This window comes from Streptomyces sp. NPDC002958, assembly GCF_055563255.1.
The window spans coordinates 124,073-150,601 of the sequence record NZ_JBVHDS010000013.1 but is presented as its reverse complement, the minus strand read 5'-3'; the positions used below and the strand labels follow the sequence as shown (position 1 = coordinate 150,601).

At 68.3% G+C, this 26,529-nt stretch carries 18 protein-coding genes, 1 tRNA gene and 1 pseudogene; 14 read left to right on the top strand and 6 right to left on the bottom strand.

What is annotated here, in order from left to right; genetic code table 11:
* Positions 1 to 280 precede the first annotated feature (280 nt).
* Positions 281 to 353 (top strand) — tRNA-Thr (locus ACZ3IC_RS22710).
* 82 nt (positions 354 to 435) lie between these two features.
* Here the strand turns inward: ACZ3IC_RS22710 and ACZ3IC_RS22705 are convergent.
* Positions 436 to 636, bottom strand: a pseudogene (locus tag ACZ3IC_RS22705) (aldo/keto reductase); the annotation flags it as partial.
* Between ACZ3IC_RS22705 and ACZ3IC_RS22700 the strand changes: the two are divergent.
* Both ACZ3IC_RS22700 and ACZ3IC_RS22695 read left to right on the top strand, forming a co-directional pair.
* Positions 609 to 1,088: a DUF4158 domain-containing protein gene (locus tag ACZ3IC_RS22700; RefSeq protein WP_467418560.1), complete on the top strand. Its 480-nt coding sequence runs from the start codon at positions 609 to 611 to the stop codon at positions 1,086 to 1,088. The pseudogene ACZ3IC_RS22705 and the gene ACZ3IC_RS22700 overlap by 28 nt on opposite strands.
* A gap of 32 nt (positions 1,089 to 1,120) precedes the next feature.
* Complete coding sequence (locus tag ACZ3IC_RS22695) at positions 1,121 to 1,705, top strand: hypothetical protein (RefSeq protein ID WP_467418558.1); 585 nt, start codon at positions 1,121 to 1,123, stop codon at positions 1,703 to 1,705.
* A 62-nt stretch (positions 1,706 to 1,767) separates the two neighbouring features.
* On the opposite strand, the gene ACZ3IC_RS22690 is transcribed toward ACZ3IC_RS22695, so the two are convergent.
* Together ACZ3IC_RS22690 and ACZ3IC_RS22685 are read right to left on the bottom strand one after the other, a co-directional pair.
* Positions 1,768 to 2,427 carry a response regulator gene (locus ACZ3IC_RS22690; protein ID WP_467418556.1) on the bottom strand — a complete coding sequence of 220 codons (660 nt, stop codon included), beginning with the start codon at positions 2,425 to 2,427 and terminating at the stop codon, positions 1,768 to 1,770.
* Positions 2,424 to 3,719: a sensor histidine kinase gene (locus tag ACZ3IC_RS22685; RefSeq protein WP_467418554.1), complete on the bottom strand. Its 1,296-nt coding sequence runs from the start codon at positions 3,717 to 3,719 to the stop codon at positions 2,424 to 2,426. The genes ACZ3IC_RS22690 and ACZ3IC_RS22685 overlap by 4 nt, the downstream gene beginning before the upstream one ends.
* A gap of 133 nt (positions 3,720 to 3,852) precedes the next feature.
* Here ACZ3IC_RS22685 and ACZ3IC_RS22680 point away from each other — a divergent pair, with 133 nt between their 5' ends.
* From ACZ3IC_RS22680 to ACZ3IC_RS22670, 3 genes are all read left to right on the top strand, one after another.
* A complete protein-coding gene (locus ACZ3IC_RS22680) occupies positions 3,853 to 4,761 on the top strand; it encodes an ABC transporter ATP-binding protein (protein ID WP_467418552.1) in 909 nt (302 codons plus the stop codon).
* Positions 4,758 to 5,615 (top strand): ABC transporter permease, encoded by an 858-nt coding sequence (locus tag ACZ3IC_RS22675; protein WP_467418551.1) that lies wholly within the window; start codon positions 4,758 to 4,760, stop codon positions 5,613 to 5,615. The genes ACZ3IC_RS22680 and ACZ3IC_RS22675 overlap by 4 nt, the downstream gene beginning before the upstream one ends.
* Positions 5,616 to 6,137: 522 nt before the next feature.
* Positions 6,138 to 6,953, top strand: a complete 816-nt coding sequence (locus ACZ3IC_RS22670; RefSeq protein WP_467418549.1) for a tyrosine-type recombinase/integrase — start codon at positions 6,138 to 6,140, stop codon at positions 6,951 to 6,953.
* 103 nt (positions 6,954 to 7,056) lie between these two features.
* Here the strand turns inward: ACZ3IC_RS22670 and ACZ3IC_RS22665 are convergent, their stop codons facing one another.
* Positions 7,057 to 9,672 carry a SpoIIE family protein phosphatase gene (locus tag ACZ3IC_RS22665; protein ID WP_467418577.1) on the bottom strand — a complete coding sequence of 872 codons (2,616 nt, stop codon included), beginning with the start codon at positions 9,670 to 9,672 and terminating at the stop codon, positions 7,057 to 7,059.
* A gap of 413 nt (positions 9,673 to 10,085) precedes the next feature.
* Between ACZ3IC_RS22665 and ACZ3IC_RS22660 the strand changes: the two genes are divergently transcribed.
* The 8 genes from ACZ3IC_RS22660 to ACZ3IC_RS22625 all read left to right on the top strand — a co-directional run bounded on the left by ACZ3IC_RS22660 (position 10,086) and on the right by ACZ3IC_RS22625 (position 23,866).
* Complete coding sequence (locus ACZ3IC_RS22660) at positions 10,086 to 15,515, top strand: HAMP domain-containing protein (protein ID WP_467418547.1); 5,430 nt, start codon at positions 10,086 to 10,088, stop codon at positions 15,513 to 15,515.
* Between the two features lie 244 nt (positions 15,516 to 15,759).
* The gene (locus tag ACZ3IC_RS22655; protein WP_467418546.1) at positions 15,760 to 16,437 is read left to right on the top strand and encodes a response regulator; all 678 of its coding nucleotides are present in this window, start codon (positions 15,760 to 15,762) and stop codon (positions 16,435 to 16,437) included.
* Positions 16,438 to 16,689: 252 nt separating this feature from the next.
* Entirely contained in the window at positions 16,690 to 19,485 is a 2,796-nt protein-coding gene (locus ACZ3IC_RS22650) for a DNA translocase FtsK (protein ID WP_467418544.1), read from the top strand.
* A 207-nt stretch (positions 19,486 to 19,692) separates the two neighbouring features.
* Positions 19,693 to 20,493: a helix-turn-helix domain-containing protein gene (locus ACZ3IC_RS22645; RefSeq protein WP_467418542.1), complete on the top strand. Its 801-nt coding sequence runs from the start codon at positions 19,693 to 19,695 to the stop codon at positions 20,491 to 20,493.
* Positions 20,494 to 20,639: 146 nt separating this feature from the next.
* Positions 20,640 to 22,124 (top strand): 30S ribosomal protein S12 methylthiotransferase RimO, encoded by a 1,485-nt coding sequence (gene rimO, locus ACZ3IC_RS22640; RefSeq protein WP_467418540.1) that lies wholly within the window; start codon positions 20,640 to 20,642, stop codon positions 22,122 to 22,124.
* A complete protein-coding gene (pgsA, locus tag ACZ3IC_RS22635; protein WP_467418538.1) occupies positions 22,121 to 22,867 on the top strand; it encodes a CDP-diacylglycerol--glycerol-3-phosphate 3-phosphatidyltransferase in 747 nt (248 codons plus the stop codon). Before rimO ends, pgsA begins: the two co-directional genes overlap by 4 nt.
* Complete coding sequence (locus ACZ3IC_RS22630; protein WP_467418536.1) at positions 22,864 to 23,346, top strand: CinA family protein; 483 nt, start codon at positions 22,864 to 22,866, stop codon at positions 23,344 to 23,346. The genes pgsA and ACZ3IC_RS22630 overlap by 4 nt, the downstream gene beginning before the upstream one ends.
* 136 nt (positions 23,347 to 23,482) lie before the next feature.
* Positions 23,483 to 23,866: a helix-turn-helix domain-containing protein gene (locus tag ACZ3IC_RS22625; protein ID WP_018105285.1), complete on the top strand. Its 384-nt coding sequence runs from the start codon at positions 23,483 to 23,485 to the stop codon at positions 23,864 to 23,866.
* Between the two features lie 803 nt (positions 23,867 to 24,669).
* Here the strand turns inward: ACZ3IC_RS22625 and ACZ3IC_RS22620 are convergent.
* Both ACZ3IC_RS22620 and ACZ3IC_RS22615 read right to left on the bottom strand, forming a co-directional pair.
* On the bottom strand, positions 24,670 to 25,434 hold the full coding sequence (locus ACZ3IC_RS22620) for an SDR family NAD(P)-dependent oxidoreductase (RefSeq protein ID WP_467418535.1): 765 nt from the start codon (positions 25,432 to 25,434) through the stop codon (positions 24,670 to 24,672).
* A gap of 48 nt (positions 25,435 to 25,482) precedes the next feature.
* Positions 25,483 to 26,307 carry a DNA-formamidopyrimidine glycosylase family protein gene (locus ACZ3IC_RS22615; protein ID WP_467418534.1) on the bottom strand — a complete coding sequence of 275 codons (825 nt, stop codon included), beginning with the start codon at positions 26,305 to 26,307 and terminating at the stop codon, positions 25,483 to 25,485.
* Positions 26,308 to 26,529: the final 222 nt, after the last annotated feature.

Below are 26,529 nucleotides of genomic sequence, written 5' to 3'. Positions count from 1 at the left end.
TACTGCAGGGGGGACCCTGTGGGAGAGTAGGACGCCGCCGAACTCCTTTTACGGGAAAGCCCCGTGCCCTTGTGGCACGGGGCTTTTCTGCGTTCACTTCGCCCGTGTGGTCGGCGATCGCTCTGCCTTGTCCGGCTGCCTTGTCCGGGCCGGCGTGCGTAGGGTGAGAGTAGGAGGGATGTGGCGGCACCGTGAGAGTCCGTCAGAATCTTCTGTGCTCAGTGTTTCTGAGTACCCCTGAGTTCAGGGTATGCTTTACCTCGTTGCCACAGCGCAGCAGGCCCCAATAGCTCAGTCGGTAGAGCGTCTCCATGGTAAGGAGAAGGTCTGCGGTTCGATTCCGCATTGGGGCTCAGGCAAGACGAAGGCCCCCGCCACTCGGCGGGGGCCTTTCGCGTATCCCGATGCTTCCGCGCTTATTGGCCGCTCGCATCGGGGACCGACCTTGGTGGCGATCACCAGGTCCTCGGGATACGGGGCGAGCGCCCGGCTGATCAGCTCGTTGGCCGACCGCAGATACGAGAAGTAGAACGCGGCGGTGTCGATGTGGTTCACACCGAGCTCGATCGCACGCCGGAGCACGCTGATGGACTGCTCGGGGGTGGGTTGTGACCTTGATCGAACGGACCGCGTATCCGCGGTTCAAGCGGCTGATCACCGCGCACGAGCTGCATCTGTTCTTCTCACCGACTCGCGATGAGCTGAAGTGGGCCGCCGACCGTACGGACAGCGATGAGCATCTGCTGGCTCTGCTGCTGACGCTGAAGTCGTATCAGCGCATGGGGTGCTTCCCGAAGGTGGAGGACATCCCGGAGACGGTGGCGGAGTTCGTGCGGCGGGCGGTGGAGCTGCCGGAGGGCACGCTGCCGGTGTACCGGGCGGCGAAGACCATGAAGAACCACCGGGGGCTGGTACGGCAGCGGGTTGGCGTGGCCTACGACCAGGTGCGGGCCCGGCGGAGTGCTGAGAAGTCGATCCGCAGGGAGGCGGCGTCGAAGAACCGGCCTGCGGATCTGATCAACATCGCGCTGGAACTGCCGGCGTTCTCCACCTTCGACGCGATGCCTCGACCCTCCGCAAGGGGGTGAACGCCGGGATCTGCGGGGGTATCCACGACCGGATGAGCGCGCCGGAGCGGGCGGGGCTGCTGCGGCTGCTGGAGGAGCGCAAGAGTGACGGCACGACCCTGTACAACCGGCTCAAGAAGCCCGCCCAGGGCCCGACCTGGTCACACTTCAAGTACCTGGCCAAGCGGCTGGAGTGGGTGGACGGGCTCGGTGACACGGGCGCGTGGATGGACGACGTCGCGGCGGGGAAGATCACCGACTTCGCCGGGGAGGCGGACGCGGCCGACGTGGCGGAGCTGCGGGACTACACCGTCAAGCGCCTCGCGCTGGTGGCGTGCCTGACGCACAAGGCGCGGATGCGGGTCGGTGATGACCTGGCGACGATGTTCTGCAAGCGCGTGGCGATGAAGATCAAGAAGGCCAAGGCGGAGCTGGAGGAGATCCGACTCGCCGAGCGGGAGATTCGAGGCCCTGATCGGGAACTACCGCACCGTGCTGAAGAACATCGACGAGGGAGGTCCCGCTCAGGCGGCGCTGGAGAAGGTGGCGGCCATGACCGCCGAGGTCCAGGCGGCCCTGGAGGGCCTGGACCCGAAGCTCGACGTCCGACTTCACCCCGCTGCGCGAGCAGGACCTGACCGCCGCCGGCCTCGGCCAGGCCGCCTGACTACTACCGTCGAAGGATTGTGAGGGAGTTCGCTCAGTAGGACGATGACACCAGCCCCGCTTCGTAAGCGAGGATCACGAGTTGCACCCGGTCACGTGCGTCGAGCTTGGCGAGCAGCCGGGTCAGATAGGTCTTGGCGGTGGCGACGCTGATGGAAAGCTCGTCAGCGATTTCGGCGTTGGACAGGCCGTTGCCGACCAGGGTGAGCACCTCACGTTCCCTGTGGGTGATTCGCTCAAGCTCTGTCCGTCGTGGCGGCGCCGCTGTAGGGCGGTCGGCGAACTCCCTTATCAGTCTGCGGGTGACGCTCGGTGCGATGAGGGCATCCCCGGCGGCCACGATACGGACTGCGGCGAGGATGTCGTCCAAGGCCATGTCCTTGACCAGGAACCCGGATGCGCCGGCACGCAGCGCTCCATAGACGTAGTCGTCCTCATCGAAGGTCGTCAGCACAACAATGCGTGCGGGGCTGGTGCTCGTGGTGATCAGGCGGGTGGCTTCGATGCCGTCCATGCCGGGCATCCGGATGTCCATCACCACTACGTCGGGGGTGAGTTCCCCGGTCAGTCGGACCGCTTCGGCGCCGTCACCGGCCTCGCCCACGACCTGGACGTCCACGGTGTCGGTGATGACCATCTGCAGGGCGGCGCGGACCAAGGGCTGGTCGTCGGCGAGTAGCACGCGGATGGTCATCGGGCTCCAGCCTTCGCTTCGGGTTCGGTGCCTGCCGCTGTCGGCACCGGTAGTCGGGCGGCTACCCGGAAGCCGCCCCCCGGACGCGGCCCGGCGGTGAAGCGGCCGTCCAGTAAGGCGACTCGCTCCCGCATGCCGACCAGACCGAATCCGGTGTCCGTGTTCTTCGTGTTCGTGCCGCAGCCCTTCCCGCGGTCGACGACCTCGACGACGAGTTCGTCCTCACGGTATTCGACTTTCACCTGACAGTGATCAACAGTCGCGTGTCGTACGACGTTGGTCACCGCCTCCTGGACGATCCGGAGCGCCGCGAGGTCTACGTCTGTGGGGAGCGGGCGGCGTTTGCCCTGCCACCACACTTCCACGCGGACACCGGCGGCCGTGGTCGTTGCGGCGAGCCGTTCCAGATCCGCCAGACCGACGGCCGGCCGCAGAGGGGCCTGTGCACGCCCCTGGTTGTGGCCGGTTGTTTCCTGATCCCTGGGAGCGGGTCCCTGTCCCTGGTCGGCCTGCCGCAGTGCGCCCAGCATCCGCCGCAGTCCCGCCAGCGTCTCACGCCCTACGTGTTCCACGGTGATCATCGCCTCGCGGGCCCTGACCGGCTGTGTCTCCACCACTCGGGCTGCGGCTCCGGCTTGCAGGGCGATGATGCCGATGCTGTGGGCGACCGTGTCGTGCATCTCGCGGGCGATACGAAGCCGTTCGGCGGTGACTGCCTGGGCGGCGACCCGGGCGTGCAGCTCTGCAGTGTGAGTACGGGCTTGGTGCACCGAGTTGCCGATGAGCCAGGCGATGACGACCGTCAGGGCAATGAACGGTTCGGAGGCGGTGCCGGATTCCCCTCCCGTGATCCACCGCAGAACGAGGTATCCGGTGAGCACGCCCAGCGCTCCGGCGGTCGCGGTGATCGCGGTGCGCCGAGGCCGGGTGGCCGCGACGTAGCAGAGGGCGGCATCCACCCCCAGAAACTGCAGGGGCAGAGCTTCGTCCTGCCGCCAGGCCACCGACAAGACGACCGTGCCGACGACCACCAGACCGTACGCCACCGCGGTCCGGCGGCGCAGCAGCACGCTGCCGGTCAGGACCATCAGGAAAGCAAGAGCGAGCAGCGCCCGGGCCGTGAGCGGGTGAAGGCCGTCCTGGGGATAGCTGAGGGAGTACTCATGCTGGGGCGGCATCAGGACGTACTCGACGATGGGCTGCACTGCTGCCACGACCCACACCAGCGCCGTCCACAGACCTGCTGGTATGTGCTTGAACAGCGGCGACGGTAAAGGTGAGGAGGCGGACATGCTGAGATCGTAGGCGCGTACCCGCAACGGGGCATCGGCCTGCGGTCGTACAACCAGGGTCGACAGCCGCGCCCGGCGATTGTCAGCACCGGTCCGACGACGAGCGGGGGAGCCGAACGGCACCGTGGGAGCCGTGATCGAAGTCAAGGAACTCACGAAGCGATACGGCGGTACGACAGCTGTCAAAGACCTGACCTTCACCGTGCGCCCCGGTCGGGTGACCGGATTCCTCGGGCCGAACGGCTCCGGCAAGAGCACTACACTCCGGTTGATCCTCGGCCTGGACAAGCCCACCAGCGGCACGGTCACCATCGAGGGCCAGCCCTTCCGTGACCGCCCTCGCGGCCTGTGTCATGTCGGCTCTCTCCTCGACGCGCACGATGTGCACGGCGGGCGCAGCGCGGCGGCGCATCTGTCTGCGCTGGCACGCAGCAACCGCATCCCGCGGGGCCGGGTGGACGAGGTGCTGCAGGAGGTCGGTCTTGCTGAGGTCGTCCGGCGCCGCATCGGCGGATTCTCGCTCGGCATGAAACAACGGCTCGGCATCGCGTCCGCGCTGCTCGGCGACCCACCGGTATTGCTCTTCGACGAGCCGCTCAACGGCCTGGACCCAGAAGGGGTGAAGTGGGTGCGTGAGCTGTTCAGACGGCTCGCCGCCGAGGGCCGTACCGTGTTCGTCTCCAGCCATCTGATGTCGGAGATGGAGCACACCGCCGACCAGCTGATCGTGATCGGCCGTGGCGAGCTGCTCGCGGCGGAGAGCCTCGCGGCGTTCTCGGCCCGCGGCACCCGGCAGAACGTCACCGTGACCACACCCGCCGCGACCACCTTGAGGGACCTGCTGACGGCCGAGGGCGCGGCCGTGCATGTGGACGGAGAGCAGCTCACCGTGACCGGCCTGACCGCGGTGCGGATCGGCGAGATCGCCCGACGCCACGGTCTCCCGCTGCACGAGCTCAATACCCGCTCCGCCTCGCTGGAAGAGGCATTCATGGAGCTCACCGCCGACCGTGTTCAGTTCCCCGGAGGAGAGCCCCGATGAACGCGACCACCACAACAACGGACGTTCCCGGCGGCGAACTCGCCACCCGCGAACCCCACACCCGCTTCCGTGACCTGGTCGCCGCCGAGTGGATCAAGCACCGGTCGTTGCGCTCGACCTGGATCGTCTACGGGACCACCGCCCTGGCCGTCATCGGCTTCAACGCGGGCATCGCCTACGACACGTACAGCCACTGGACGCTGCAGGTGTCCAAGGACCGCGCCTCCTTCGCCAGCGACGGGATCGCGCTGCAGCAGGCCTTCAGCGCGAACGCGGCCCTGCTCATGGCCCTCGCCCTCGGCGCCCTCGGCGCCCTCACGATCATCGGCGAGTACAGCACGGGCACCATCCGGACGACGTTCGCGGCCGTCCCGGCCCGCCGCTCGGTGATGGCAGCCAAGGCAGTCGTTGTCACCGTGGTCACGACCGTCTTCGGCGCGTTCGTCGCAGGGGTCTCGTTCACTGTGACGCAGGCGATCCTCGACGGCCGGGACGCGGGCGTCTCCATCAGCGCCCCGGGAGCCTTCCGTGTCGTCCTGGCCTCCGCCCTGCTGGCCCCGGTGTGCGCGCTCGCCGGTCTCGCGTTCGGCGCCGTCATCCGGTACACCGCCTCCACCATGATCACCTCAGTGGTGGTCATCCTCGTGCTGCCCCTCGTCTTCACCGACGACCGCCACTGGTCGGCGGTCGTCAAGCACACCTTGCCTTACCCTGCGTGGCTCCGGCTCGTGGAGGTCGGAGATTCCCCGACGCTCTTCCCCTGGACCACCGGTGGAGCCTGGACCGTCTACGTGGTGTGGGCATGCACCGCATGTGCGATCGCCGTCACCAGCGTCCACCTGCGAGACCAGTGAGTGGTCGAAGGTTGCATGGTGTTGATTAGCCTGGGCTGTGGCCGCCAGGCGCTTCCGCAGCGTCGGCGCCTGGGAGTGAGGTGTGGATAATGCCAGGCGCCGGCTCCCATCGCGCACACCTGACTGCCCGTCAGGGTGGTGCCGCAGTAAATACCGGATCTACTGCGGTGAGCCCCTACCGTGATCACCGCGATCTGCGGCGGGGCCTTCCAGCCGCCGGGGCGAGGTGTACGCATTTACTGCGGCAACGTCGGGAGGGCGGGGCGGGCGTGACGATCGAACAGGTGACCGAAATCGGGGGCGGGGGCGCGCTCCGGCTGCCGCGCGCCCGGGTGGTGCCTCTGTCCGCCCCGCCGTCGTCGTACACCGCAGCGGTCGAGCGATACCTCACCGGCGCCGGCATCGCGAAGTCCTCCGCACGGATCTACCGGATCTCACTGACGACATGGGGGTGGATGCTCACGGGCGAACCCGCGCCGACCGGACCCGCCCGCCGGGGTGCGAAGCCGCCCGTCTTTCCCGGTGGCCGCGATCGACGACCCGGCGCTGCCGGAGGTCCTGGCCGAGCTGGCGGCGGCACGGGCGGACGAGATGGACGCCGACACCGTCAACCGGGAACTGTCCATCGCGCGCAAGGCGATCGGCTGGTGGCAGCGCCAGGGCTGGATCACCTGCGATCCGACGATCGGCATCGAGCGGCGGCCGGCACCGCCCGACCGCACCAAGGCCCTCGCGGAGAACCGGATCGCCGCCCTGTGGCGGCTGGGCGTCTCACTGCGGGAGAAGACGTTCTGGAAGGTGCTCTACGAGTCGGCGGCGCAGGCCGATGAGGTGCTGTGTCTCAACGTGCAAGACCTGTATCCGCAGGACAAGCGCGGCAGGATCACCGCAAAGGGCGGGGCTACCGAGTGGATTCACTGGCAGTCCGGCACCGCCCAGATGCTGCCCCGCCTCATCGCCCGGCGCACCCGCGGCCCGCTGTTCCTCACCGACCGCAAGGCTCCGGCCGGAACGCCGACGCTGGACGTGTGCCCCGGGACCGGCCGGGCCCGGCTCTCCTACCGCCGGGCCGAGGAGATCTTCGAGGAGAACACCCGGCTGCTGGCCAACCCCCTTGCCTCACCCGAGGACATCGAGGACCTGGACGGGTGGACACTTCACCGGCTACGCCACAGCGCCCTGACACACGACGCCGAGGACGGCACATCCACCCCGATGCTGCTGGCCCGCTCCGGGCACGCCTCCGTCCGCTCCCTGGAGAGGTACGCCCGCCCCGGTGTCGACGCGGTCGCCCGGCACGTCGCCGGACGCGACCCCGCTGCACGTCGCCGCACGTAAATCCGTGCGGATTAGGTCTTCAAGATCATTCCATGGCCCCTTTTGGGCTTACCTCGGCGATACCCCTCATTGGCTCCGGCCCCGATGAGTGCGAGAAGTGCGGTCAGGCGGTGGGCGGTTCAGGGACGCGCATGGCGAGGATGGCCATGTCGTCGGAGGCCGGCTCGGCAGCGAAGCGTTCGACCGCCCGCAGGATGCGTGCTGCCACCGCGCCGGCCGTAAGACCGGTACAGGTTGCCAGGACGTCCGCCAGGCCGTCGTCGCCGAGCATGCGGGCGCCTTCACGGCGTTCCGTGACGCCGTCGGTCACGCAGAGCAGGACATCGCCCGGGGCGAGGGTCACCGTCTGCTCGTACAGATCGAGGTCCTCGATGACGCCCAGCAGGGGCTGAGGTTCGGCCGCTGCCTCGACCGAGCCGTCCTGGCGCAGGCGCAGCGGCAGAGGGTGCCCCGCGCAGACCACCTTCAGGAGCGCGCTGCCGTCCTCCTGGGGCCACAGCTCCCCGTACAGGAGGGTCAGGAAGCGGCTGCGGGCGCCCTCGTCCAGGATCGCGGCGTTGAGACGCTCCAGGACGGCCGGGCCACCGAACCCCTCGCGGGCGAGGAGGCGCAGGGCGTGGCGGGCGAGGCCCGTGACCGCTGCTGCCTCCGGACCCGTACCGCAGACGTCACCGATGGCGAAGCCGTAGGCGCCGTCGCGGATCGGGAAGACGTCGTAGAAGTCGCCGCCGACTTCGTTGCCCTCGCCCGCCGCGCGGTAGATGACCTCGATCTCGACATTGGGCACCTCGGGCAGGCCAGGCGGCAGCAGGCTGCGCTGCAGGGACTGGCTGATCGCCGTGCGCTCCGAGTAGAGGCGGGCGTTGTCGAGGGCAAGGGCGGCGCGGCGGGAGAGGTCCTCGGCCAGTTCCAGGATCTCCTGGCGGAAATGGTCGTCGGAGGGCTTTCCGAGCGTGAGCATGCCGATGACGCGGTTCCGGGCGACGAGTGGCAGGACCACCGTCTCTCCGCCCACCGCGGCGGCGGTGGCGAGCGTCGTACGGATGCCGGAGCCGAGCCCGCCGGGTTCGCCGAGGCCGAGCGTACGCATCGAGGTGCGCAGGGCGGCCTGGTGAGCGGCCTCGGACGGGCCCGCCCAGACACGGGCGCCGGGGGTCGGCACGGGGTCCGGGGGAGCGATCTTGGAGAGCAGGGCCTTGAGGCCGTCGATGCGCTCCTCGTCCTCGTGCAGCACGTAGGAGAGGTACGGCTCCGAGGACTGGTCGGCGATCGTGTAGACGGCGCACCAGGTGGCCAAGGTGGGGACCGTCATCTGGGCCATCAGAGCCAGGGTCTGGTCCCGGTCGAGGGTGCCGGCGAGCAGGTCGGAGGCCTCGACCAGGAAGGAGAGGGAACCGCGGCGCAGACGTTCCAGTTCGCCCAGACGGGCCGATTCGACCGCCAGTGCGATGCGGTCCGCGGCGAACTGGAGGCGCAGGGCCTCCTCGTTGGAGTAGCGACCGGCTGCTTCGGTGGCGACACCCAGCGAACCCGTGAGGCGTCCCTCGACCTTCAAGGGGACGGTGACGACGGAGCGCATCCCCGTGCCGCCGAGCAGGGGGACGGCGCCGGGCACGTTGTCGAGGTCTTCGTGGACGGCGGGCATCCGGGCGGAGCCGTAACGTCCGGTACCGGCCTCCACCGGAACCCGGGCGAAACGCTGGCGGGCGGAGGGAAGCCCGGTCGTGGCCCGTACCTCCAGTTCCGTCTCGTCGTCCGTCGCCAGCAGCAGAAAGGCCGAATCGGCGTCGAGCATGTCGCGCGCCCGCTCGACCGTGCGCTGGAGCAGGCCGTCGAGGTCGTCGGGGGCGGGGGAGCCGATGAAGATCTCGAACGGATCCGTCTTGTGGCTCTCGGCGTTCGCGTCGGACACCGGGGTGCGTACCGGGGACTGGAGCACGGCGCGTTCGTAGTCACGGACGAGCAGACAGACCGTGGACGGTTCGCCGTGGGTGTCGCGGACCCGGAGGTGTGAGGCGTAGACAGGGATGGTGCGGCCGTCGGCGCCCCTGATTCCGTAACTGCCCTCCCAGCGCGAGAGCTGCAGCGCTTCGACGATGCCCGTGTTGGTGCCGGGCGTCTGCGGCCAGGCGGTGAAATCGGTGAACTGCTTCCCGGTGACCTGGTCCGCGGCGTATCCGAAGAGGAACGCGGCGTCCTCGTTCCAAGCGGCGATGGAACCTGTGCTGTCGATCTGGACGACGGCCACCCGGACGCGCTCGTCGGCGACCGGCAGCAGGCCGACCGGGAGCAGGGGGCCGGCGGAGCGGATGCCCACCGGGCGCTCGGGAAGATCGAGCTGGAACCAGACATGTTTGCGGGTGGGTGAATACTCGACGCCCCAGCGGGAAGCGAGGGCCGCGCAGAGCAGGAGTCCGCGGCCGTTCTCACGGTCCGGGCTGCCGAAATTCAGCCCCGTGCTCTGGAGCGGGATCTCGCGCTCCGGATAGTGGTCGGAGACCTCGATCCGGACGCCGTCCTCCGTACGCAGGCACAGCACGTCCGCGGCGGTTCCCGCGTGCACCACCGCGTTGGTCACCAGTTCGCTCGTGAGGACGACGGCGTCGTCGACGACATCCGTGTATCCCCACCCCTGGAGAGTGTCACGGACAAAGGCGCGGGCGGTCGCGACGGAGCGCCCGACCGGGTCGAAGGTGGCAGCCGCGCGCGCGGTGATCACAGAACTCCCCATATGGTGTCTCGTCGCTTCCCCGAGTCCTGTGCCCGTTTCTCGCCGCTTCGATTCGCCTGCCAGGCTAGACGCTCGGTCTCGGTGCCAGGTACACGAGGGCCGACTTCGGGCAGGAACGACCAAGAACGGACTTGTGACCGGACAAGTGTGGGCTTCCCAACAGGGCGATGTGCGACAACCGTTGGAGGCTGCACCCCGATTGGTTCGGCCTGATACGTTTCAACGATTTGACGTCCGCATGGTCACCCATCGACGGTGGGCTGTGACGGTGAGCCAATGAGGAACTGGGCAAGCTCCCAGATAAGGCCCGAGCGATACGGGCAACCCCTGCGGGAGGGATCACGGTGGAGTCTGGCGTGGCGGCGCGGGGAACAGGCACGCGCACAAAAGGCGGACAGTCCGTGAAAAAGCAGCGCAATGGAACCATCGACGTCGACGCGGCAGCGCTCAACAGACTGTTGGCGGGCCTGGTGGCGATGCGCGACGGGAACTTCCGCAGGCGTCTGACCGTCTCGGGTGATGGCGTGATGGCGGAGCTCGCGGCAGTTTTCAACGAAGTCGCCGACCGTAATCTCCATCTCACCGGAGAGCTGGCCCGCGTGCGGCGGGTGGTCGGACGTGAGGGCAAGCTCACCGAGCGGCTCGAGACGGGCGCCTGCGAGGGCTCCTGGGCCGCCGCCATCGACGCCTCCAACGAGCTGGTCGACGATCTGGCCCGTCCGGTCTCGGAGGTCGGACGGGTGCTGTCGGCGGTGGCCGACGGCGATCTCGAACAGCGGATGGAGCTGCGGTCGCACACGGCCGACGAGACGGTACGGCCGCTGCGCGGCGAGTTCCTGAAGGTCGCCCGTACGGTCAACAACCTGGTCGACCAGCTCTCCGCGTTCACCGAGCAGGTGACGCGGGTCGCGGTCGAGGTGGGTACTGAGGGCAAGCTGGGCGGACAGGCCCAGGTGCGTGGAATGTCCGGGTCGTGGAAGGACCTCACGGACTCCGTCAACACCATGGCGTACCGGCTGACCGCACAGGTGCGGGACATCGCCCTCGTGACGACGGCGGTCGCCAAGGGTGATCTGTCGCGGAAGGTCACCGTCCATGTGGCCGGCGAGATGCTCCAGCTCAAGAACACCGTCAACACGATGGTCGACCAGCTGTCGTCGTTCTCCTCCGAAGTGACCCGGGTCGCCCGTGAGGTGGGTACGGAGGGCGAACTGGGCGGGCAGGCGACCGTGCCCGGTGTGGCCGGGGTGTGGAAGGACCTCACCGATTCCGTCAACACGATGGCCGGGAACCTGACCTCCCAGGTGCGCGGGATCGCCGAGGTGACAACCGCGGTCGCCAACGGTGACCTGTCCCAGAAGGTCACGGTGAGCGCCCGCGGCGAGGTGGCGCAGCTGGCCGAGACGATCAATCAGATGACCGAGACGCTGCGGACCTTCGCGGACGAAGTGACGCGGGTGGCCAGCGAGGTCGGTGGCGAGGGCCTGCTCGGTGGCCAGGCGCAGGTGCCGGGGGCGGCGGGGACCTGGAAGGACCTCACGGACTCGGTGAACACCGTCTTCCGGAATTTGACCACTCAGGTGCGTGACATCGCGCAGGTGACCACGGCAGTGGCCAGCGGTGACATGACGCAGAAGGTCACCGTCGACGTCGCGGGCGAGATGCTGGAGCTGAAGAACACCGTCAACACGATGGTGGACCAGCTCCAGTCCTTCGGTTCGGAAGTGACCCGGGTGGCCCGGGAGGTCGGTGTCGAGGGCCGACTGGGCGGTCAGGCCGAGGTGCCGGGGGCGGCGGGGACCTGGAAGGACCTCACGGACTCGGTGAACACGGCGTTCCGGAACCTTACGGGGCAGGTGCGCGACATCGCGCAGGTGACGACCGCGGTCGCCAACGGTGATCTCTCGCAGAAGGTCACCGTCGACGTCGCGGGCGAGATGCTGGAGCTGAAGAACACCGTCAACACGATGGTGGCGCAGCTGTCGTCCTTCGCCGACCAGGTGACGCGGATGGCGCGGGACGTGGGCACGGAGGGCCGCCTCGGCGGCCAGGCGAGGGTCGACGGCGTTTCCGGTACGTGGAAGGAGCTCACCGACTCCGTCAACTTCATGGCCGGGAACCTGACCTCCCAGGTGCGCCAGATCGCGCAGGTGACCACGGCGGTGGCGCGCGGTGACCTGTCGCAGAAGATCGACGTGGACGCGCGCGGCGAGATCCTGGAGCTGAAGAACACCATCAACACGATGGTCGACCAGCTCTCCGCCTTCGCTGAGCAGGTGACCCGGGTCGCCCGCGAGGTCGGTACCGACGGACGGCTCGGCGGGCAGGCTCAGGTGCCCGGAGTGGCCGGTGTGTGGCGTGATCTGACCGATTCGGTGAACGGCATGGCGGGGAACCTCACCGCCCAGGTCCGTAACATCGCGCAGGTCGCCACGGCGGTGGCGCGCGGTGACTTGTCGCAGAAGATCGACGTGGACGCGCGCGGCGAGATCCTGGAGCTGAAGAACACCCTCAACACGATGGTGGACCAACTCTCGAACTTCGCCGAGCAGGTGACCCGGGTCGCCCGTGAGGTGGGTACGGAGGGCATCCTCGGCGGCCAGGCAGAGGTGCAGGGTGTGTCCGGTACGTGGAAGGACCTCACCCAGTCCGTCAACGGCATGGCGAACAACCTGACCCTGCAGGTCCGCAACATCGCCGAGGTCACCACCGCGGTCGCCAAGGGCGATCTCTCCAAGAAGATCACGGTCGATGCCAAGGGTGAGATCCTCGAACTGGTCACGACCGTCAACACCATGGTCGATCAGCTGCTCAACTTCGCCGACGAGGTGACGCGAGTCGCGCGCGAGGTGGGTACCGAGGGCATCCTCGGTGGCCAGGCCCGGGTGCGCGGTGCGACCGGCATCTGGAAGGACCTCAGCGACAACGTCAACCTGATGGCCAACAACCTGACCAGTCAGGTGCGCAACATCTCCCGGGTCTCGTCCGCGGTCGCCAACGGCGATCTGACGAAGAAGGTCACCGTCGAGGCGCGCGGCGAGGTCGCCGAGCTCGCAGACACCGTCAACACGATGGTGACGACGCTGTCCTCGTTCGCCGACGAGGTGACGCGAGTCGCCCGCGAGGTGGGTACGGAAGGTGAACTGGGCGGCCAGGCGCGCGTTCCGGGCGTCTCCGGTACCTGGAAGGACCTCACCGAGTCCGTGAACTCGATGGCGTCCAATCTGACCGGTCAGGTGCGGCAGATCGCCACGGTCACCACGGCCATCGCCAAGGGCGATCTCACCAAGAAGATCGACATCGACGCGCGCGGTGAGATCCAGGAGCTGAAGAACACCATCAACACGATGGTCGACCAGCTGTCCTCGTTCGCCGAGCAGGTGACCCGGGTGGCCCGTGAGGTCGGTACGGAGGGGCAGTTGGGCGGCCAGGCCCGGGTCCGGGACGTCGACGGCACCTGGCGCGACCTCACCGAATCGGTGAACGAGATGGCCGGGAACCTCACCCGTCAGGTGCGGGCCATCGCGGCCGTCGCCACCGCGGTGACCCGCGGCGATCTCAACCTCAAGATCGATGTGGACGCGGCCGGCGAGATCCAGGCCCTGCAGGACAACATCAATACGATGATCGCCAACCTGCGTGACACCACGGCCACCAACAAGGAGCAGGACTGGCTCAAGGGCAACCTCGCCCGGATCTCCGGTCTGATGCAGGGCCGGCGCGACCTCGACGACGTGGCCTCGCTCATCATGAGCGAGCTGACTCCGGTCGTCTCCGCGCAGCACGGTGCGTTCTTCCTGGCCATGCCGACCGGTGACACCGACACGGTGGGATCGGACAGCGACAAGGACAGCTCGTACGAACTGCGTATGAGGGGCAGCTACGGATACTCGGCGGGATCGATGCCGACATCCTTCCGGCCCGGTGAGACGCTCATCGGCACGGCGGCGGAGGAGAAGCGAACCATCCAGGTGGACAACGTTCCGCCGGGATACCTGAAGATTTCCTCCGGGCTCGGCGAGGCGCCGCCCGCGCATGTGATCGTGCTGCCGGTGCTTTTCGAGGGCAAGGTTCTCGGTGTGATCGAGCTGGCCTCTTTCCAACCGTTCACCCATATCCAGCGGGACTTTCTCAACCAGCTCGCCGAGATGATCGCGACGAGCGTCAACACCATCAGCGTCAATACGAAGACCGAGAAGCTCCTTGAGCAGTCGCAGGAGCTGGCCGAGCAATTGCGCGACCGTTCGAAGGAGTTGGAGAACCGGCAGAAGGCGCTTCAGGCCTCCAACGCCGAACTGGAGGAGAAGGCCGAGCTGCTGGCCCAGCAGAACCGCGACATCGAGGTCAAGAACACCGAGATCGAGGATGCCCGGCAGGTCCTGGAGGAGCGCGCCGAGCAGCTCGCGGTCTCGATGCGTTACAAGTCGGAGTTCCTGGCGAACATGTCGCACGAGTTGCGTACCCCGCTCAACTCGCTGCTTATTCTTGCCAAGCTGCTCGCGGACAACGCCGAGGGCAATCTCTCGCCCAAGCAGGTGGAGTTCGCCGAGACGATTCACGGAGCCGGTTCCGATCTGCTTCAGCTGATCAACGACATCCTCGATCTGACGAAGGTCGAGGCGGGGAAGATGGACGTCAGCCCGACCCGGATCGCACTGGTCCAGCTGGTCGACTATGTGGAGGCGACATTCCGGCCGCTCACCGCGGAGAAGGGGCTCGACTTCTCCGTACAGGTCTCGCCGGAGTTGCCTGCGACACTGCACACGGACGAGCAGCGGCTGCTCCAGGTGCTGCGCAATCTCCTGTCCAACGCGGTGAAGTTCACCGACAGCGGGGCGGTCGAGCTGGTGATCCGGCACGCCAACGCGGATGTGCCGAACGCGATCCGTGAGCAGCTCCTGGAGGCCGGCTCGCTGCGTGAAGCCGATGCCGATCTGATCGCCTTCTCGGTCACCGACACCGGTATCGGGATCGCGTCCAGCAAGATGCTGGTGATCTTCGAGGCGTTCAAGCAGGCGGACGGTACGACCAGTCGTAAGTACGGCGGTACGGGGCTCGGCCTGTCCATCAGTCGGGAGATCGCCCGGCTGCTGGGCGGCGAGATCCACGCGGCGAGCGAGCCGGGCCGCGGCTCGACCTTCACGCTGTATCTGCCGCTGCACCCGAGCGAGTTGCCGCCTCAGGGTTATCCGCAGATCGGTCCGGGGCCCATCGAGGCGCACGGCGCCACAGTTGAGGAAAGTCTGCTTCCGGAGGTCGGTTCGGGTGCTGACCCGATGGCCACCGCGCACGATTCGTCAGGTGCCGCCGGGCTGATGCGGCGTCGCCGCAAGATGCTGGGGAGCACGGAGCGGCGGCCCGCGCTGCCGCCCCGCGCTGCCGCACTCGCGACTCCGCAGGAGCCGTGGACGCTCGGCGCACAGGAGGAACCGGAGGTCCGCAGGACGTTCCGGTTCCATGGCGAGAAGGTGCTGATCGTCGACGACGACATCCGCAACGTCTTCGCGCTCACCAGCGTGCTGGAGCAGCACGGTCTTTCGGTGCTGTACGCGGAGAACGGACGCGTGGGCATCGAAGTCCTGGAACAGCACGACGATGTGACGGTCGTACTGATGGACATCATGATGCCGGAGATGGACGGCTATGCCACGACGGCGGCGATCCGCAGGATGCCGCAGTTCGCAGGGCTGCCGATCATCGCGCTGACCGCGAAGGCCATGAAGGGTGACCGGGAGAAGGCGATCGAATCCGGTGCTTCCGACTATGTCACCAAGCCTGTCGATCCTGATCATCTTCTTTCCGTCATGGAGCAGTGGATGCGCGGAGAGTGATCATTAATTGAGGAAATCGCGATGAGTTGATGATCGACTGTGCTCGCAGGGGTGTGGGAAGGCGCTATACGGGGAACCTTCTCGTCCCTCACCGCGTTTCTGCTGTGTGCACAGTGACATCGCGGTGACAGGGTGTGGTGACGGGCGGGGTGCGGCTACCATGACCGGCACAAGGACGGACGGCGTAAGGGAGTCGTCCCCTGGGGCGGCGCCCGGTGCAATTCCGGGGCGAGGAGGACGGGCCATGGTGCAGAAGGCCAAGATCCTCCTGGTCGATGACCGGCCGGAGAATCTGCTGGCGCTGGAGGCCATCCTCTCTGCGCTCGATCAGACACTGGTACGGGCATCGTCAGGGGAGGAAGCGCTCAAAGCGCTGCTCACGGACGACTTTGCGGTCATTCTGCTGGACGTCCAGATGCCGGGCATGGACGGTTTCGAAACTGCCGCGCACATCAAGCGGCGGGAGCGGACCCGGGACATCCCGATCATCTTTCTCACCGCGATCAATCATGGTCCGCATCACACCTTCAGGGGTTACGCGGCGGGCGCGGTGGACTACATCTCGAAGCCGTTCGACCCGTGGGTGCTGCGGGCCAAGGTCTCGGTCTTCGTCGAGCTCTACATGAAGAACTGCAAGCTGCGCGAGCAGGCGGCGCTGCTGCGTCTCCAGCTCGAGGGTGATGCCAACGGCAGCGGGGGCCAGGAGAAGGAGCCCGCGGGACTGCTGGCGGAGCTCTCGGCGCGGCTCGCGGCCGTCGAGGAGCAGGCCGAAGCACTCTCCAAGCAGCTCGACGACGAGTCGGCGGACGCCGCGGCTGTGGCCACTGCCGCCCACCTGGAACGCAAGCTGACCGGCCTGCGCCGGGCGCTCGACGCGCTGGAGCCCGGCACCGGAAGCGGCGCGGCCGCCCTTCCCTCGTAACGCTGTACTGCCGCGCGACCGGGCGGCGGGGGAGCGGTCCGGCGGTGCGACCTCCCGTCGGGAAACCGGCGGTTGCTCGGATGCTCGGCCCAACTGCCCTGCCGTCTCGGCCGTTCGACGGTCCGGTGGCAGGGCGTTCGGTGGTGCGGCGACGTGAGGACGCGTCAGTTTGCGGCCTCTGCACAGCGACACGGTCGGGTGAAGCGGCAGGCGCACGTGTTCACGGTCGTCGGCACCGGTAACCTCGGCACCATGGCCTCACGTACGTCCGGCAAGGGTTCCCAGGGCACGGCGGGCACTGCGAAGCGCGTCGGCCGTACCGCGGGGCCGGCCAAGAAAGCCGCGCCCGCGAAGAAGACCCCCGTGAAGAAGACCGCCGCGAAGAAGACCGCGCCCGCGAAGAAGGCTCCTGCCAAGAAGGCGGTGGCCAAGAAGGCGGCCGCGCCCAAACCGGCTCCGTCGCCCACCGGTGGTGTGTACCGCGTGGTGCGCGTCGTCTGGCTCGGTGCGGCCCACGCCGTCGGCGCGATGTTCCGCGGCATAGGGCGTGGCGCCAAGGGACTCGATCCCGCGCACCGCAAGGACGGCGTCGCGCTACTGCTGCTCGGTCTCGCGCTGGTCGTCGCCGCAGGCACCTGGTCGAATCTGCGCGGGCCCGTCGGCGACCTCGTCGAGATGCTCGTCACCGGAGCCTTCGGCCGGCTCGATCTGCTCGTGCCGATATTGCTCGGCGCCATCGCCGTACGGCTGATCCTCTACCCGGAGAAGCCCGAGGCCAACGGCCGTATTGTCATCGGCCTCTCCGCCCTGGTCATCGGGGTGCTGGGACAGGTCCACATCGCGTGCGGATCGCCCGGCCGTGCGGACGGCACCACGGCGATGCACGACGCGGGCGGGCTCGTCGGCTGGGCGGCCTCCAAACCGTTGATCTACACGATGGGCGAGGTCCTCGCCGTACCGCTGTTGTTGCTGCTCACCGTCTTCGGACTGCTGGTCGTCACCGCCACCCCGGTGAACGCCATTCCGCAACGACTTCGGCTGCTCGGCACCAAGCTGGGCATCGTCGACCCGGTGTACGACCCCGAGACGGACGAGGAGAGCGACGACGAGCGCTACGACGAGCAGTGGCGCGATGCGCTGCCCGCCCGCTCCCGCCGCTCCTCCGTACGCCGCTCCGAGGCGCCCGCGGAGTACGACCCCGACCAGGCGGAGGCCGACGCGCTGTCCAAGCGCCGCAGGCCGCGCAGGCCCTCCGTGCAGCCCGCGATGAACCGCACCATGGACGCGGTGGATGTCGCCGCGGCCGCAGCCGCCGCGCTCGACGGCGCCGTGCTCAACGGCATGCCGCCCTCGCCGATCGTCGCCGACCTCACCCAGGGCGTCTCCGTCGAGCGCGAACGCCCGGGCACACCGGTGCCGGGCGCCAGGGAGGGCGAGCCCGCCACCGGGAGAGGGAAACCGGCGAAGGCGGCGGTGCCCTCGGGCGGCGTACCCGATCTGACGAAGCCCGCGCCCGACCGGTCGCAGTCCCAGCCTATGCCGGCCCGAGCCGAACAACTTCAGCTCTCCGGCGACATCACCTACTCGCTACCCACGCTCGACCTGCTGGAACGCGGTGGGCCCGGCAAGACCCGCAGCGCCGCCAACGACGCGATCGTCGCGTCCCTGACGAACGTCTTCACCGAGTTCAAGGTCGACGCCGCCGTCACCGGCTTCACCCGAGGACCGACGGTCACACGGTATGAGGTGGAGCTCGGACCCGCCGTGAAGGTCGAGCGGATCACCGCGCTCGCGAAGAACATCGCGTACGCCGTCGCCAGTCCCGACGTCCGGATCATCTCCCCGATCCCGGGCAAGTCTGCGGTCGGCATCGAGATCCCCAACACCGACCGGGAGATGGTCAACCTCGGCGATGTGCTGCGCCTCGCGGACGCCGCCGAGGACGACCATCCGATGCTCGTTGCGCTCGGCAAGGACGTCGAGGGCGGCTATGTGATGGCCAATCTGGCGAAGATGCCGCACGTGCTGGTGGCCGGCGCGACCGGTTCCGGCAAGTCTTCCTGCATCAACTGTCTGATCACCTCGGTCATGGTGCGGGCGACGCCGGACGACGTCCGGATGGTGCTGGTCGACCCCAAGCGCGTCGAGCTGACCGCCTACGAGGGCATCCCGCACCTGATCACGCCGATCATCACCAACCCCAAGCGTGCCGCCGAGGCCCTCCAGTGGGTCGTACGGGAGATGGACCTCCGGTACGACGACCTCGCCGCGTTCGGGTACCGGCACATCGACGACTTCAACCAGGCCGTGCGCAATGGCAAGGTCAAGCCGCCGGAGGGCAGCGAGCGAGAGCTCTCGCCGTACCCGTATCTGCTGGTGATCGTCGACGAGCTGGCCGACCTGATGATGGTCGCTCCGCGTGATGTCGAGGACGCCATCGTGCGTATCACCCAGCTGGCCCGCGCCGCCGGTATCCACCTGGTGCTGGCGACCCAGCGGCCCTCGGTCGACGTCGTCACCGGTCTGATCAAGGCGAACGTGCCCTCCCGGCTCGCCTTCGCGACGTCTTCGCTGGCCGACAGCCGCGTCATCCTCGACCAGCCCGGTGCCGAGAAGCTCATCGGAAAGGGTGACGGTCTGTTCCTGCCGATGGGGGCCAACAAGCCCACCCGAATGCAGGGAGCCTTCGTCACCGAGGACGAGGTCGCGGCTGTTGTCCAGCACTGCAAGGATCAGATGGCGCCGGTCTTCCGCGAGGACGTGGTGGTCGGCACGGCCAGGAAGAAGGAGATCGACGAGGACATCGGCGACGACCTGGATCTGCTCTGCCAGGCCGCTGAACTGGTCGTCTCCACCCAGTTCGGGTCCACCTCGATGCTTCAGCGCAAGCTGCGGGTCGGCTTCGCCAAGGCCGGACGGCTGATGGACCTGATGGAGTCGAGGAACATCGTCGGGCCGAGCGAGGGATCCAAGGCGCGCGATGTCATGGTGAAACCGGACGAGCTGGACGGGGCGTTGGCATTGATCCGCGGGGAAACCGCTTCGTAGGAGAAATGAGGGCAACCGTTTCGTCGGGTCGTACGTCAAGTTGAAGGGAAGGGCGGCAGGATTGTCCTTCTCGGCGGGGCGGCCCGGCGAATCCGACAGTGTTCGAGTCCGATGGCGTAAAAACTCCTTCCTCCCGGTTGCCCCACCCTTTTGTACCCCCCCTAGACTGAACACCCAGCAGGTGGCTCACGCTCGAAAGGCGCCCCCGTGTCCATCGGCAACTCCCCCGAAGACGACCGGCCTTCGATCGGTCGAGTGCTCCAGCAGGCTCGTATCGCCGCAGGTCTCACGGTCGAAGAGATCAGTTTGTCCACCCGGGTGCGCATCCCCATCGTGCACGCGATCGAAGAGGACGACTTCTCCCGCTGCGGCGGCGACGTGTATGCGCGCGGCCATATCCGTACGTTGGCGCGTGCCGTCGGGACCGATCCGGAACCGCTGGTTTCGCAGTACGACGACGATCACGGCGGCCGCCCCGCACCCACGCCCGCGGCGCCGCTGTTCGAGGCCGAGAGAATCCGTTCCGAACCTCGTCGGCCCAACTGGACGGCGGCCATGGTCGCGGCGATCGTCGTCGTCGTCGGTTTCGTCGGCTTCACCTTCCTCAAGGGCGGCGACGACAGCTCCACGGCTACGCAGGTCGCGGAGGGCTCGACGGCCAACACGAAGAGCCCCAAGCCGAAGACCACCAAGCCCGTCGACCCCAAGCCGGCGCCTTCCGACAGTGCCATCGCCGCGGCACCCAGGGACAAGGTGACGGTGAAGCTCAGCGCCAGCCAGGGCAAGAGCTGGATCTCCGCCAAGGACCACAACGGGCGGCTGCTCTTCGACGGTCTGCTGTTGCAGGGCGAGTCCAAGACCTTCCAGGATCAGGAGAGGGTCGACCTCGTCCTCGGTGACGCCGGGTCCATCGAGCTCTTTGTGAACGGCAAGAAGGTCGAGGAGAAGTTCCAGCCCGGTCAGGTCGAGCGGCTCTCGTACACGAAGGGCGACCCGGCCGTCGGCTGACCGGCGTACGTATGGTTTCCGACGCGGTATGAGCAGCACGGCGAGCGCCCGGCAATCCTGCCGGGCGCTCGCCGCCTTTGTTGCTCGGTGCGACAGAGGAACCCTGCACGGCAGGGTGAGTGCCGGGACAAAGTAGTCTTGAGCCCATGCCCGAACGCCGTACCGTCGCCCTTGTCACTCTTGGCTGCGCCCGTAACGAGGTGGACTCGGAGGAGCTCGCAGGCCGCTTGGCAGCGGACGGCTGGAAGCTCGTCGAGGATGCCTCCGACGCGGACGTCGCCGTTGTCAACACCTGTGGATTCGTCGAGGCCGCCAAGAAGGACTCCGTCGACGCCCTGCTCGAAGCCAATGATCTGAAGGACCACGGCAGGACCCAGGCCGTGGTCGCCGTCGGCTGCATGGCCGAGCGCTACGGCAAGGACCTCGCCGAGGCCCTGCCCGAAGCGGACGGCGTCCTCGGATTCGATGACTACGCCGACATCTCCGACCGCCTCCAGACCATCCTCAACGGCGGCATCCACGCCTCGCACACCCCGCGCGACCGCCGCAAGCTCCTGCCGATCAGCCCGGCCGAGCGGCAGGACGCCGCCGTGGCCCTGCCCGGGCACGCACAGGAGGCCGCATCGGCCCCCGCCCCCGAGGACCTTCCCGACGGAGTCGCTCCGGTCTCCGGGCCGCGTGCGCCGCTGCGCCGGCGGCTGGGAACCAGCCCCGTCGCCTCGGTGAAACTCGCCTCCGGCTGCGACCGCCGCTGCTCCTTCTGCGCCATCCCGTCCTTCCGCGGCTCCTTCATCTCGCGGCGGCCCTCGGACGTGCTGGGGGAGACCCGCTGGCTGGCCGAGCAGGGCGTGAAGGAGGTCATGCTCGTCTCCGAGAACAACACCTCGTACGGCAAGGACCTCGGCGACATCCGGCTGCTGGAGACGCTGCTGCCGGAGCTCGCCGACGTCGAGGGGATCGAGCGGATCCGGGTCAGCTATCTGCAGCCGGCGGAGATGCGGCCGGGCCTCATCGACGTACTGACCTCGACCCCGAAGGTCGCGCCGTACTTCGACCTGTCCTTCCAGCACTCGGCACCCGGTGTGCTGCGGGCGATGCGCCGTTTCGGTGACACCGACCGCTTCCTGGAGCTCCTGGACACCATCCGCAGCAAGGCGCCGCAGGCCGGTGCCCGCTCCAACTTCATCGTGGGCTTCCCCGGTGAGACCGAGGCCGACCTGGCGGAGCTGGAGCGCTTCCTCACCGGTGCCCGGCTCGACGCGATTGGCGTCTTCGGCTACTCCGACGAGGAGGGCACCGAGGCAGTCGGATACGAGAACAAGCGGGACGCCGACGTCATCGCGGAGCGGCTCGCGCACATCTCGCAACTGGCCGAGGAGCTGACCTCGCAGCGTGCCGAGGAGCGCCTCGGGGAGTCCCTCCAGGTGTTGGTCGAGTCCGTCGACTCCACCGAGGACGAGCCGCGTGCGGTGGGGCGTGCGGCGCACCAGGCACCCGAAACGGACGGCCAGGTGCTCTTCACCGCACGCGAGGGCCTCGTGCCCGGCCGTATGGTCGAGGCGAAGGTTGTGGGCACCGAGGGAGTGGACCTGGTGGCCGAGTGTTGCGAAATCGTGGAGGCGGCCAGATGACGGGAGTCCCGGCATCCGCGGCAGGCGGCTCCGGCGCGAAGCCGGTCCGCGGCGGCAAGCTGGGTACTGCGGCCGTCAATCAGGCCAGTCTGTGGAACATCGCCAACCTGCTCACCATGCTGCGGCTGGTGCTGGTGCCCGGCTTCGTGCTGCTGCTGCTGCACAATGGCGGCTACGACCCGGCCTGGCGGTCCTTCGCCTGGGCGGCGTTCGCCATCGCCATGATCACCGACCTGTTCGACGGTCACCTCGCGCGCACATACAACCTGGTCACCGACTTCGGGAAGATCGCCGACCCGATCGCGGACAAGGCGATCATGGGTGCGGCGCTGATCTCTCTGTCGTATCTCGGAGAACTGCCCTGGTGGGTTACGGGCGTGATCCTCTTCCGCGAGATCGGCATCACGCTGATGCGGTTCTGGGTGATACGGCATGCGGTGATCCCGGCCAGTCGCGGCGGGAAGATGAAGACTCTGGCGCAGGGCACGGCCGTCGGCATGTACGTCCTGGCGCTGACCGGTCCACTCGCCACCCTGCGCTTCTGGGTGATGGCGGTGGCCGTCGTGCTGACGGTCGTCACCGGGCTCGACTATGTGCGCCAGGCCGTCGTGCTGCGGCGCAAGGGGCTCGCGGCAGAGCGGGCTGCCGCGGCGGAGGCTGCCGCGGAGCCCGGGGCTGTCGAGGGTATGGGGCCGGTCTCCGAGGGCGCGGGTGCCCGTGGTCCGTCGGAGGCCGAGCGGTGAATGCCGCAGCCCGGGTGCTGGAACTGCTTGTGGAACGTGGCGAGACTCTTGCTGTCGCCGAGTCCCTGACCGGCGGTCTGGTCGCGGCGGAGCTGACTTCCGTACCAGGTGCCTCGAAGTCCTTCCGCGGGTCCGTGACGGCGTACGCAACGCCCCTGAAGCGGGAACTGCTGGGTGTGGACGGCGTCCTCCTGGCGGAGCGCGGTGCGGTCGACCCGGAGGTGGCGCGGCAGATGGCGGCAGGTGTGCGCCGCGTCCTCGGGGCAGACTGGGGTATGGCCACAACCGGGGTCGCAGGCCCCGAACCGCAGGACGGCAAGCCCGTCGGCACGGTCTATGTTGCGGTGGCCGGGCCGCACGGCGCGGAGAATGTGACCGCGCTGCGATTGAACGGCGGGCGTGCGGACATCCGTAGGGAGAGCGTACGGAGCGTGCTCGCATTGCTTTCCGTCGAACTCGGCAAGAATGCAAGCGCATAGGATACGGAACAGAACGGGGGGAATTGATGTTTGCAGCCCTGAGTGAACACGACATCGCTCCCCGCACGGCCGCGGCGCAAGGCGGTACGGTGGGGCGTGAAGGATGCGGCTACGCGGTCCGAGGAGGGAGCCACCGATGATTCTGCTCCGTCGCCTGCTTGGTGACGTGCTGCGTCGGCAGCGCCAGCGCCAAGGCCGTACTCTGCGCGAAGTCTCCTCGTCCGCCCGAGTCTCGCTCGGCTATCTCTCCGAGGTGGAGCGGGGGCAGAAGGAGGCATCCTCCGAACTGCTCTCTGCTATTTGCGACGCGCTTGACGTACGGATGTCCGAGCTCATGCGTGAAGTGAGCGATGAGCTGTCGCTGGCCGAACTGGCCGAGTCGGCAGCAGCCAGCGATCCGGTACCTGTGCCGGTACGTCCCATGCTCAATTCCGTCTCCGTGACGTCGGTGGCAGGTGTACCGACGGGGCGGGTGACCATCAAGGCGCCCGCGGAAGCGGTGGATGTCGTCGCCGCCTGACCCGCGCGGTCCGGTGTGAAGCGGAGCCCCGGCTGGCCCCTCAAGGGGGCGACCGGGGCTTCTGCATGCCTCGGGGGCGGGCGTGGTCCGTTCTGGATGCGGCTCGGGAGTGTCTGGGTGAGACTGCGAATAAGAGGCATTGATCAGGGAGATCACTGGTGGCCTGCCACGGTCTGACGTGGCCTGACACAGTCTGATCCGCCCGATCAGGCCTGTGCCGGGGTGCCCGAGTGCCTCCGGACCAGGTGGAGCCGTGAACCGGAACAAGCCCGGATGTCCCGGGCGGAGAGCGCACAACGGTCTGCGGCTGCGTACTGCGCGCCGGTGGTGCACCGGTGCGCCCTCCCGCCGGGCGAGCGGGCCGGGCTAAGTTCGGCCGGAGGAGGCAGCCATGGTACGGCGATGGGTGCCGGCGCTCGTTCTCGGCGGGGTGTGGTGGTGGGCCGTGTTGCGGCTCGTGCTGGAACCGGCCCATGCGGGGCTTGTCGAGGCTGCGGTGGTGGCGGGCGGATGGGGGCTGAGCCTCCTTCCCGTGCATGTAGCCGCGACTGCTGGGCCGGCGGGGGACGGCGGTGCGGATGCGGATGTGGGTCGGTGGGCCGCTGTGGGTAAGTGGTGCGTGGATCAGCGGGTCGCTGTCGGGAAGCGGTGCGCGGGTTGGTGGGCCGCTGTCGGGATGCGGTGCATAGATCGGGCGGCCTCTGACGGGAAGCGGTGCGTGGACCAGTGGGCTGCTGTCGGGAAGCGGTGCGTGGACCGGTGGGCTGCTGTCGGGATGCGGTGCGCCGGCCGGGCCCGGCGGACTACCAGGGCATGGATACGCCGCCGTTCGGGCGGAGGATCTGGCCGGTCATGAAGGCCGACGCATCGGATGCGAGATAGAGCAGGGAATGGGCGACGTCCTCGGGTTCGCCGACCCGGCCGAGCGGTGACATCCGCGCCATCGTGGCCTCCGCCCGGTGTTGCCCGTCCGCGTCGTGGCGGGTGGTCATGGGCGTACGGATCCAGCCCGGGGCGACGGCGTTGACGCGGATGGAATGAGGCCCCAGCTCGGTCGCGAGGGTCTTCGTCAGCTGGACGACCGCCGCCTTGGCCGCGCTGTAGCAGAGCAGCCCCGGACTCGCGGCGTCGACCGCTCCCGAGGCCATCGTGATCAGCGAGCCGGGTGCGCCGCGCGCGATCATGCCGCGAGCCACCTCCTGACAGGCGTACAGAACGCCCTTGAAATTGACTGAGAGGACGCGATCGAGGTCGTTGTCCGCAGTCTTCAGGACGCTGCTCGTATGCATGATTCCGGCTACGGCGGCCAGGATGTCGAGGTCGCCCGCGGCGGCCACCGCGGCCCTGATCCGACCGCGGTCGGTGACATCGAGGGTGTGGATGCGGGATGTACCACCCGCTTCGGCGATCAAGTCCCGGGTCTCCAGCAGGCCCTTCTCGTCGCGGTCCGCGCAGTGCACGGTGGCGCCCGCCGCTGCGAGCAGGATGGCGCCTGCGCGGCCGATGCCGCCCGCAGCGCCGGTGATGAACGCGGAGCGGCCCGTGAGGTCGTACGCGGTGAGGGACATGACCGGACGGTACGACTGGATCTGACGGCTCGTCAACTAGCCTGTGGGTCAACTAGCTTGTGGACCCCGACCTGTGGGACCCGATTGGCAGCGCGGACACCAGTAGGTGGGGCGGGCATCCTGATCGGCCGTGCGGATGGGTGTGCCGCAGCGCAGACAAGGGCGGTTGGTCCTGCCGTAGACCCAGAGCCGTTCCCGTTCATTCGGGCCGTACCTGCGGGGAGCTGAGCTTGTCGTCGTGCGCATGGGGCGGTCGCGATTGGCTTCGAGGAGCTGCTTGGCCGTGCTGACGAGGCGGGCGGCGGTGGGGGCGGCCAGGTCACCGATGGGGAGCCAGGGGGTGGCGCGGGCGAGGAAGCAGAGCTCGGCCTTGTAGATGTTGCCGATTCCGGCCAGATTGCGCTGGTCCAGCAGGGCCTCGCCGAGGGGGCGGGCGGGGTCGCTGAGCAGATTGCGCAGAGCGATGCCGGGGTTCCAGTCGGGGCCCAGCAGATCGGGGCCGAGACGGCCGACCGCCTGCTCCTCGTCCTGGGTGCGGACGAGTTCGAGGACGGGGAGCCGGTAGCCGACGGCAGTGTGCTCCGTGTTGGCGAGGACGGCGCGGATCTGGTGGGCGGGGCCGCCGCGCCATCGCTCGCCCGGGGCGTAGACGCGCCAGGCGCCGTCCATCCGCAGATGGCTGTGGAGGGTGAGGCCACCCTCGATGCGGGTGAGGAGATGCTTGCCGCGCGAGGCGACGTCCAGAACCGTCCTGCCGGTGAGGTCAGCGGTGGCGAACCGGGGGACACGCAGGTCGGAGTGGATGAGGACCTGGCCGGCGAGTGCGGTGTGCAGACGTTTGGCGGTCTGCAGGACGGTGTCTCCTTCGGGCATGCCTCCATGATGCGGGGTCGGGTGGGGAGTGCGGCGTGCTGGACGCGGGCGGTGTGGGTGGTGCGGCGTGCTGGATGCGGGCGGTGTGGGTGGTGCGGCGTGCTGGATGCGGGCGGTGTGGGTGGTGCGGCGTGCTGGATGCGGGCGGTGTGGGTGGTGCGGGCGCGTGGTGTTGGGTGCGGCGTACGGGGCGTGAGGTGTGCGGGTGGTTCAGGGCGTGTA

What these genes read in the sequence shown, in the direction of transcription:
- ACZ3IC_RS22695 (WP_467418558.1), top strand. Translation starts at nt 1,121, where the DNA reads ATGAGCGCGCCGGAGCGGGCGGGGCTGCTGCGGCTGCTGGAGGAGCGC.
- ACZ3IC_RS22690 (WP_467418556.1), bottom strand. Translation starts at nt 2,427, where the DNA reads ATGACCATCCGCGTGCTACTCGCCGACGACCAGCCCTTGGTCCGCGCC.
- ACZ3IC_RS22685 (WP_467418554.1), bottom strand. Translation starts at nt 3,719, where the DNA reads ATGTCCGCCTCCTCACCTTTACCGTCGCCGCTGTTCAAGCACATACCA.
- ACZ3IC_RS22675 (WP_467418551.1), top strand. Translation starts at nt 4,758, where the DNA reads ATGAACGCGACCACCACAACAACGGACGTTCCCGGCGGCGAACTCGCC.
- ACZ3IC_RS22655 (WP_467418546.1), top strand. Translation starts at nt 15,760, where the DNA reads ATGGTGCAGAAGGCCAAGATCCTCCTGGTCGATGACCGGCCGGAGAAT.
- ACZ3IC_RS22650 (WP_467418544.1), top strand. Translation starts at nt 16,690, where the DNA reads ATGGCCTCACGTACGTCCGGCAAGGGTTCCCAGGGCACGGCGGGCACT.
- rimO (WP_467418540.1), top strand. Translation starts at nt 20,640, where the DNA reads ATGCCCGAACGCCGTACCGTCGCCCTTGTCACTCTTGGCTGCGCCCGT.
- pgsA (WP_467418538.1), top strand. Translation starts at nt 22,121, where the DNA reads ATGACGGGAGTCCCGGCATCCGCGGCAGGCGGCTCCGGCGCGAAGCCG.
- ACZ3IC_RS22625 (WP_018105285.1), top strand. Translation starts at nt 23,483, where the DNA reads ATGATTCTGCTCCGTCGCCTGCTTGGTGACGTGCTGCGTCGGCAGCGC.
- ACZ3IC_RS22620 (WP_467418535.1), bottom strand. Translation starts at nt 25,434, where the DNA reads ATGTCCCTCACCGCGTACGACCTCACGGGCCGCTCCGCGTTCATCACC.
- ACZ3IC_RS22615 (WP_467418534.1), bottom strand. Translation starts at nt 26,307, where the DNA reads ATGCCCGAAGGAGACACCGTCCTGCAGACCGCCAAACGTCTGCACACC.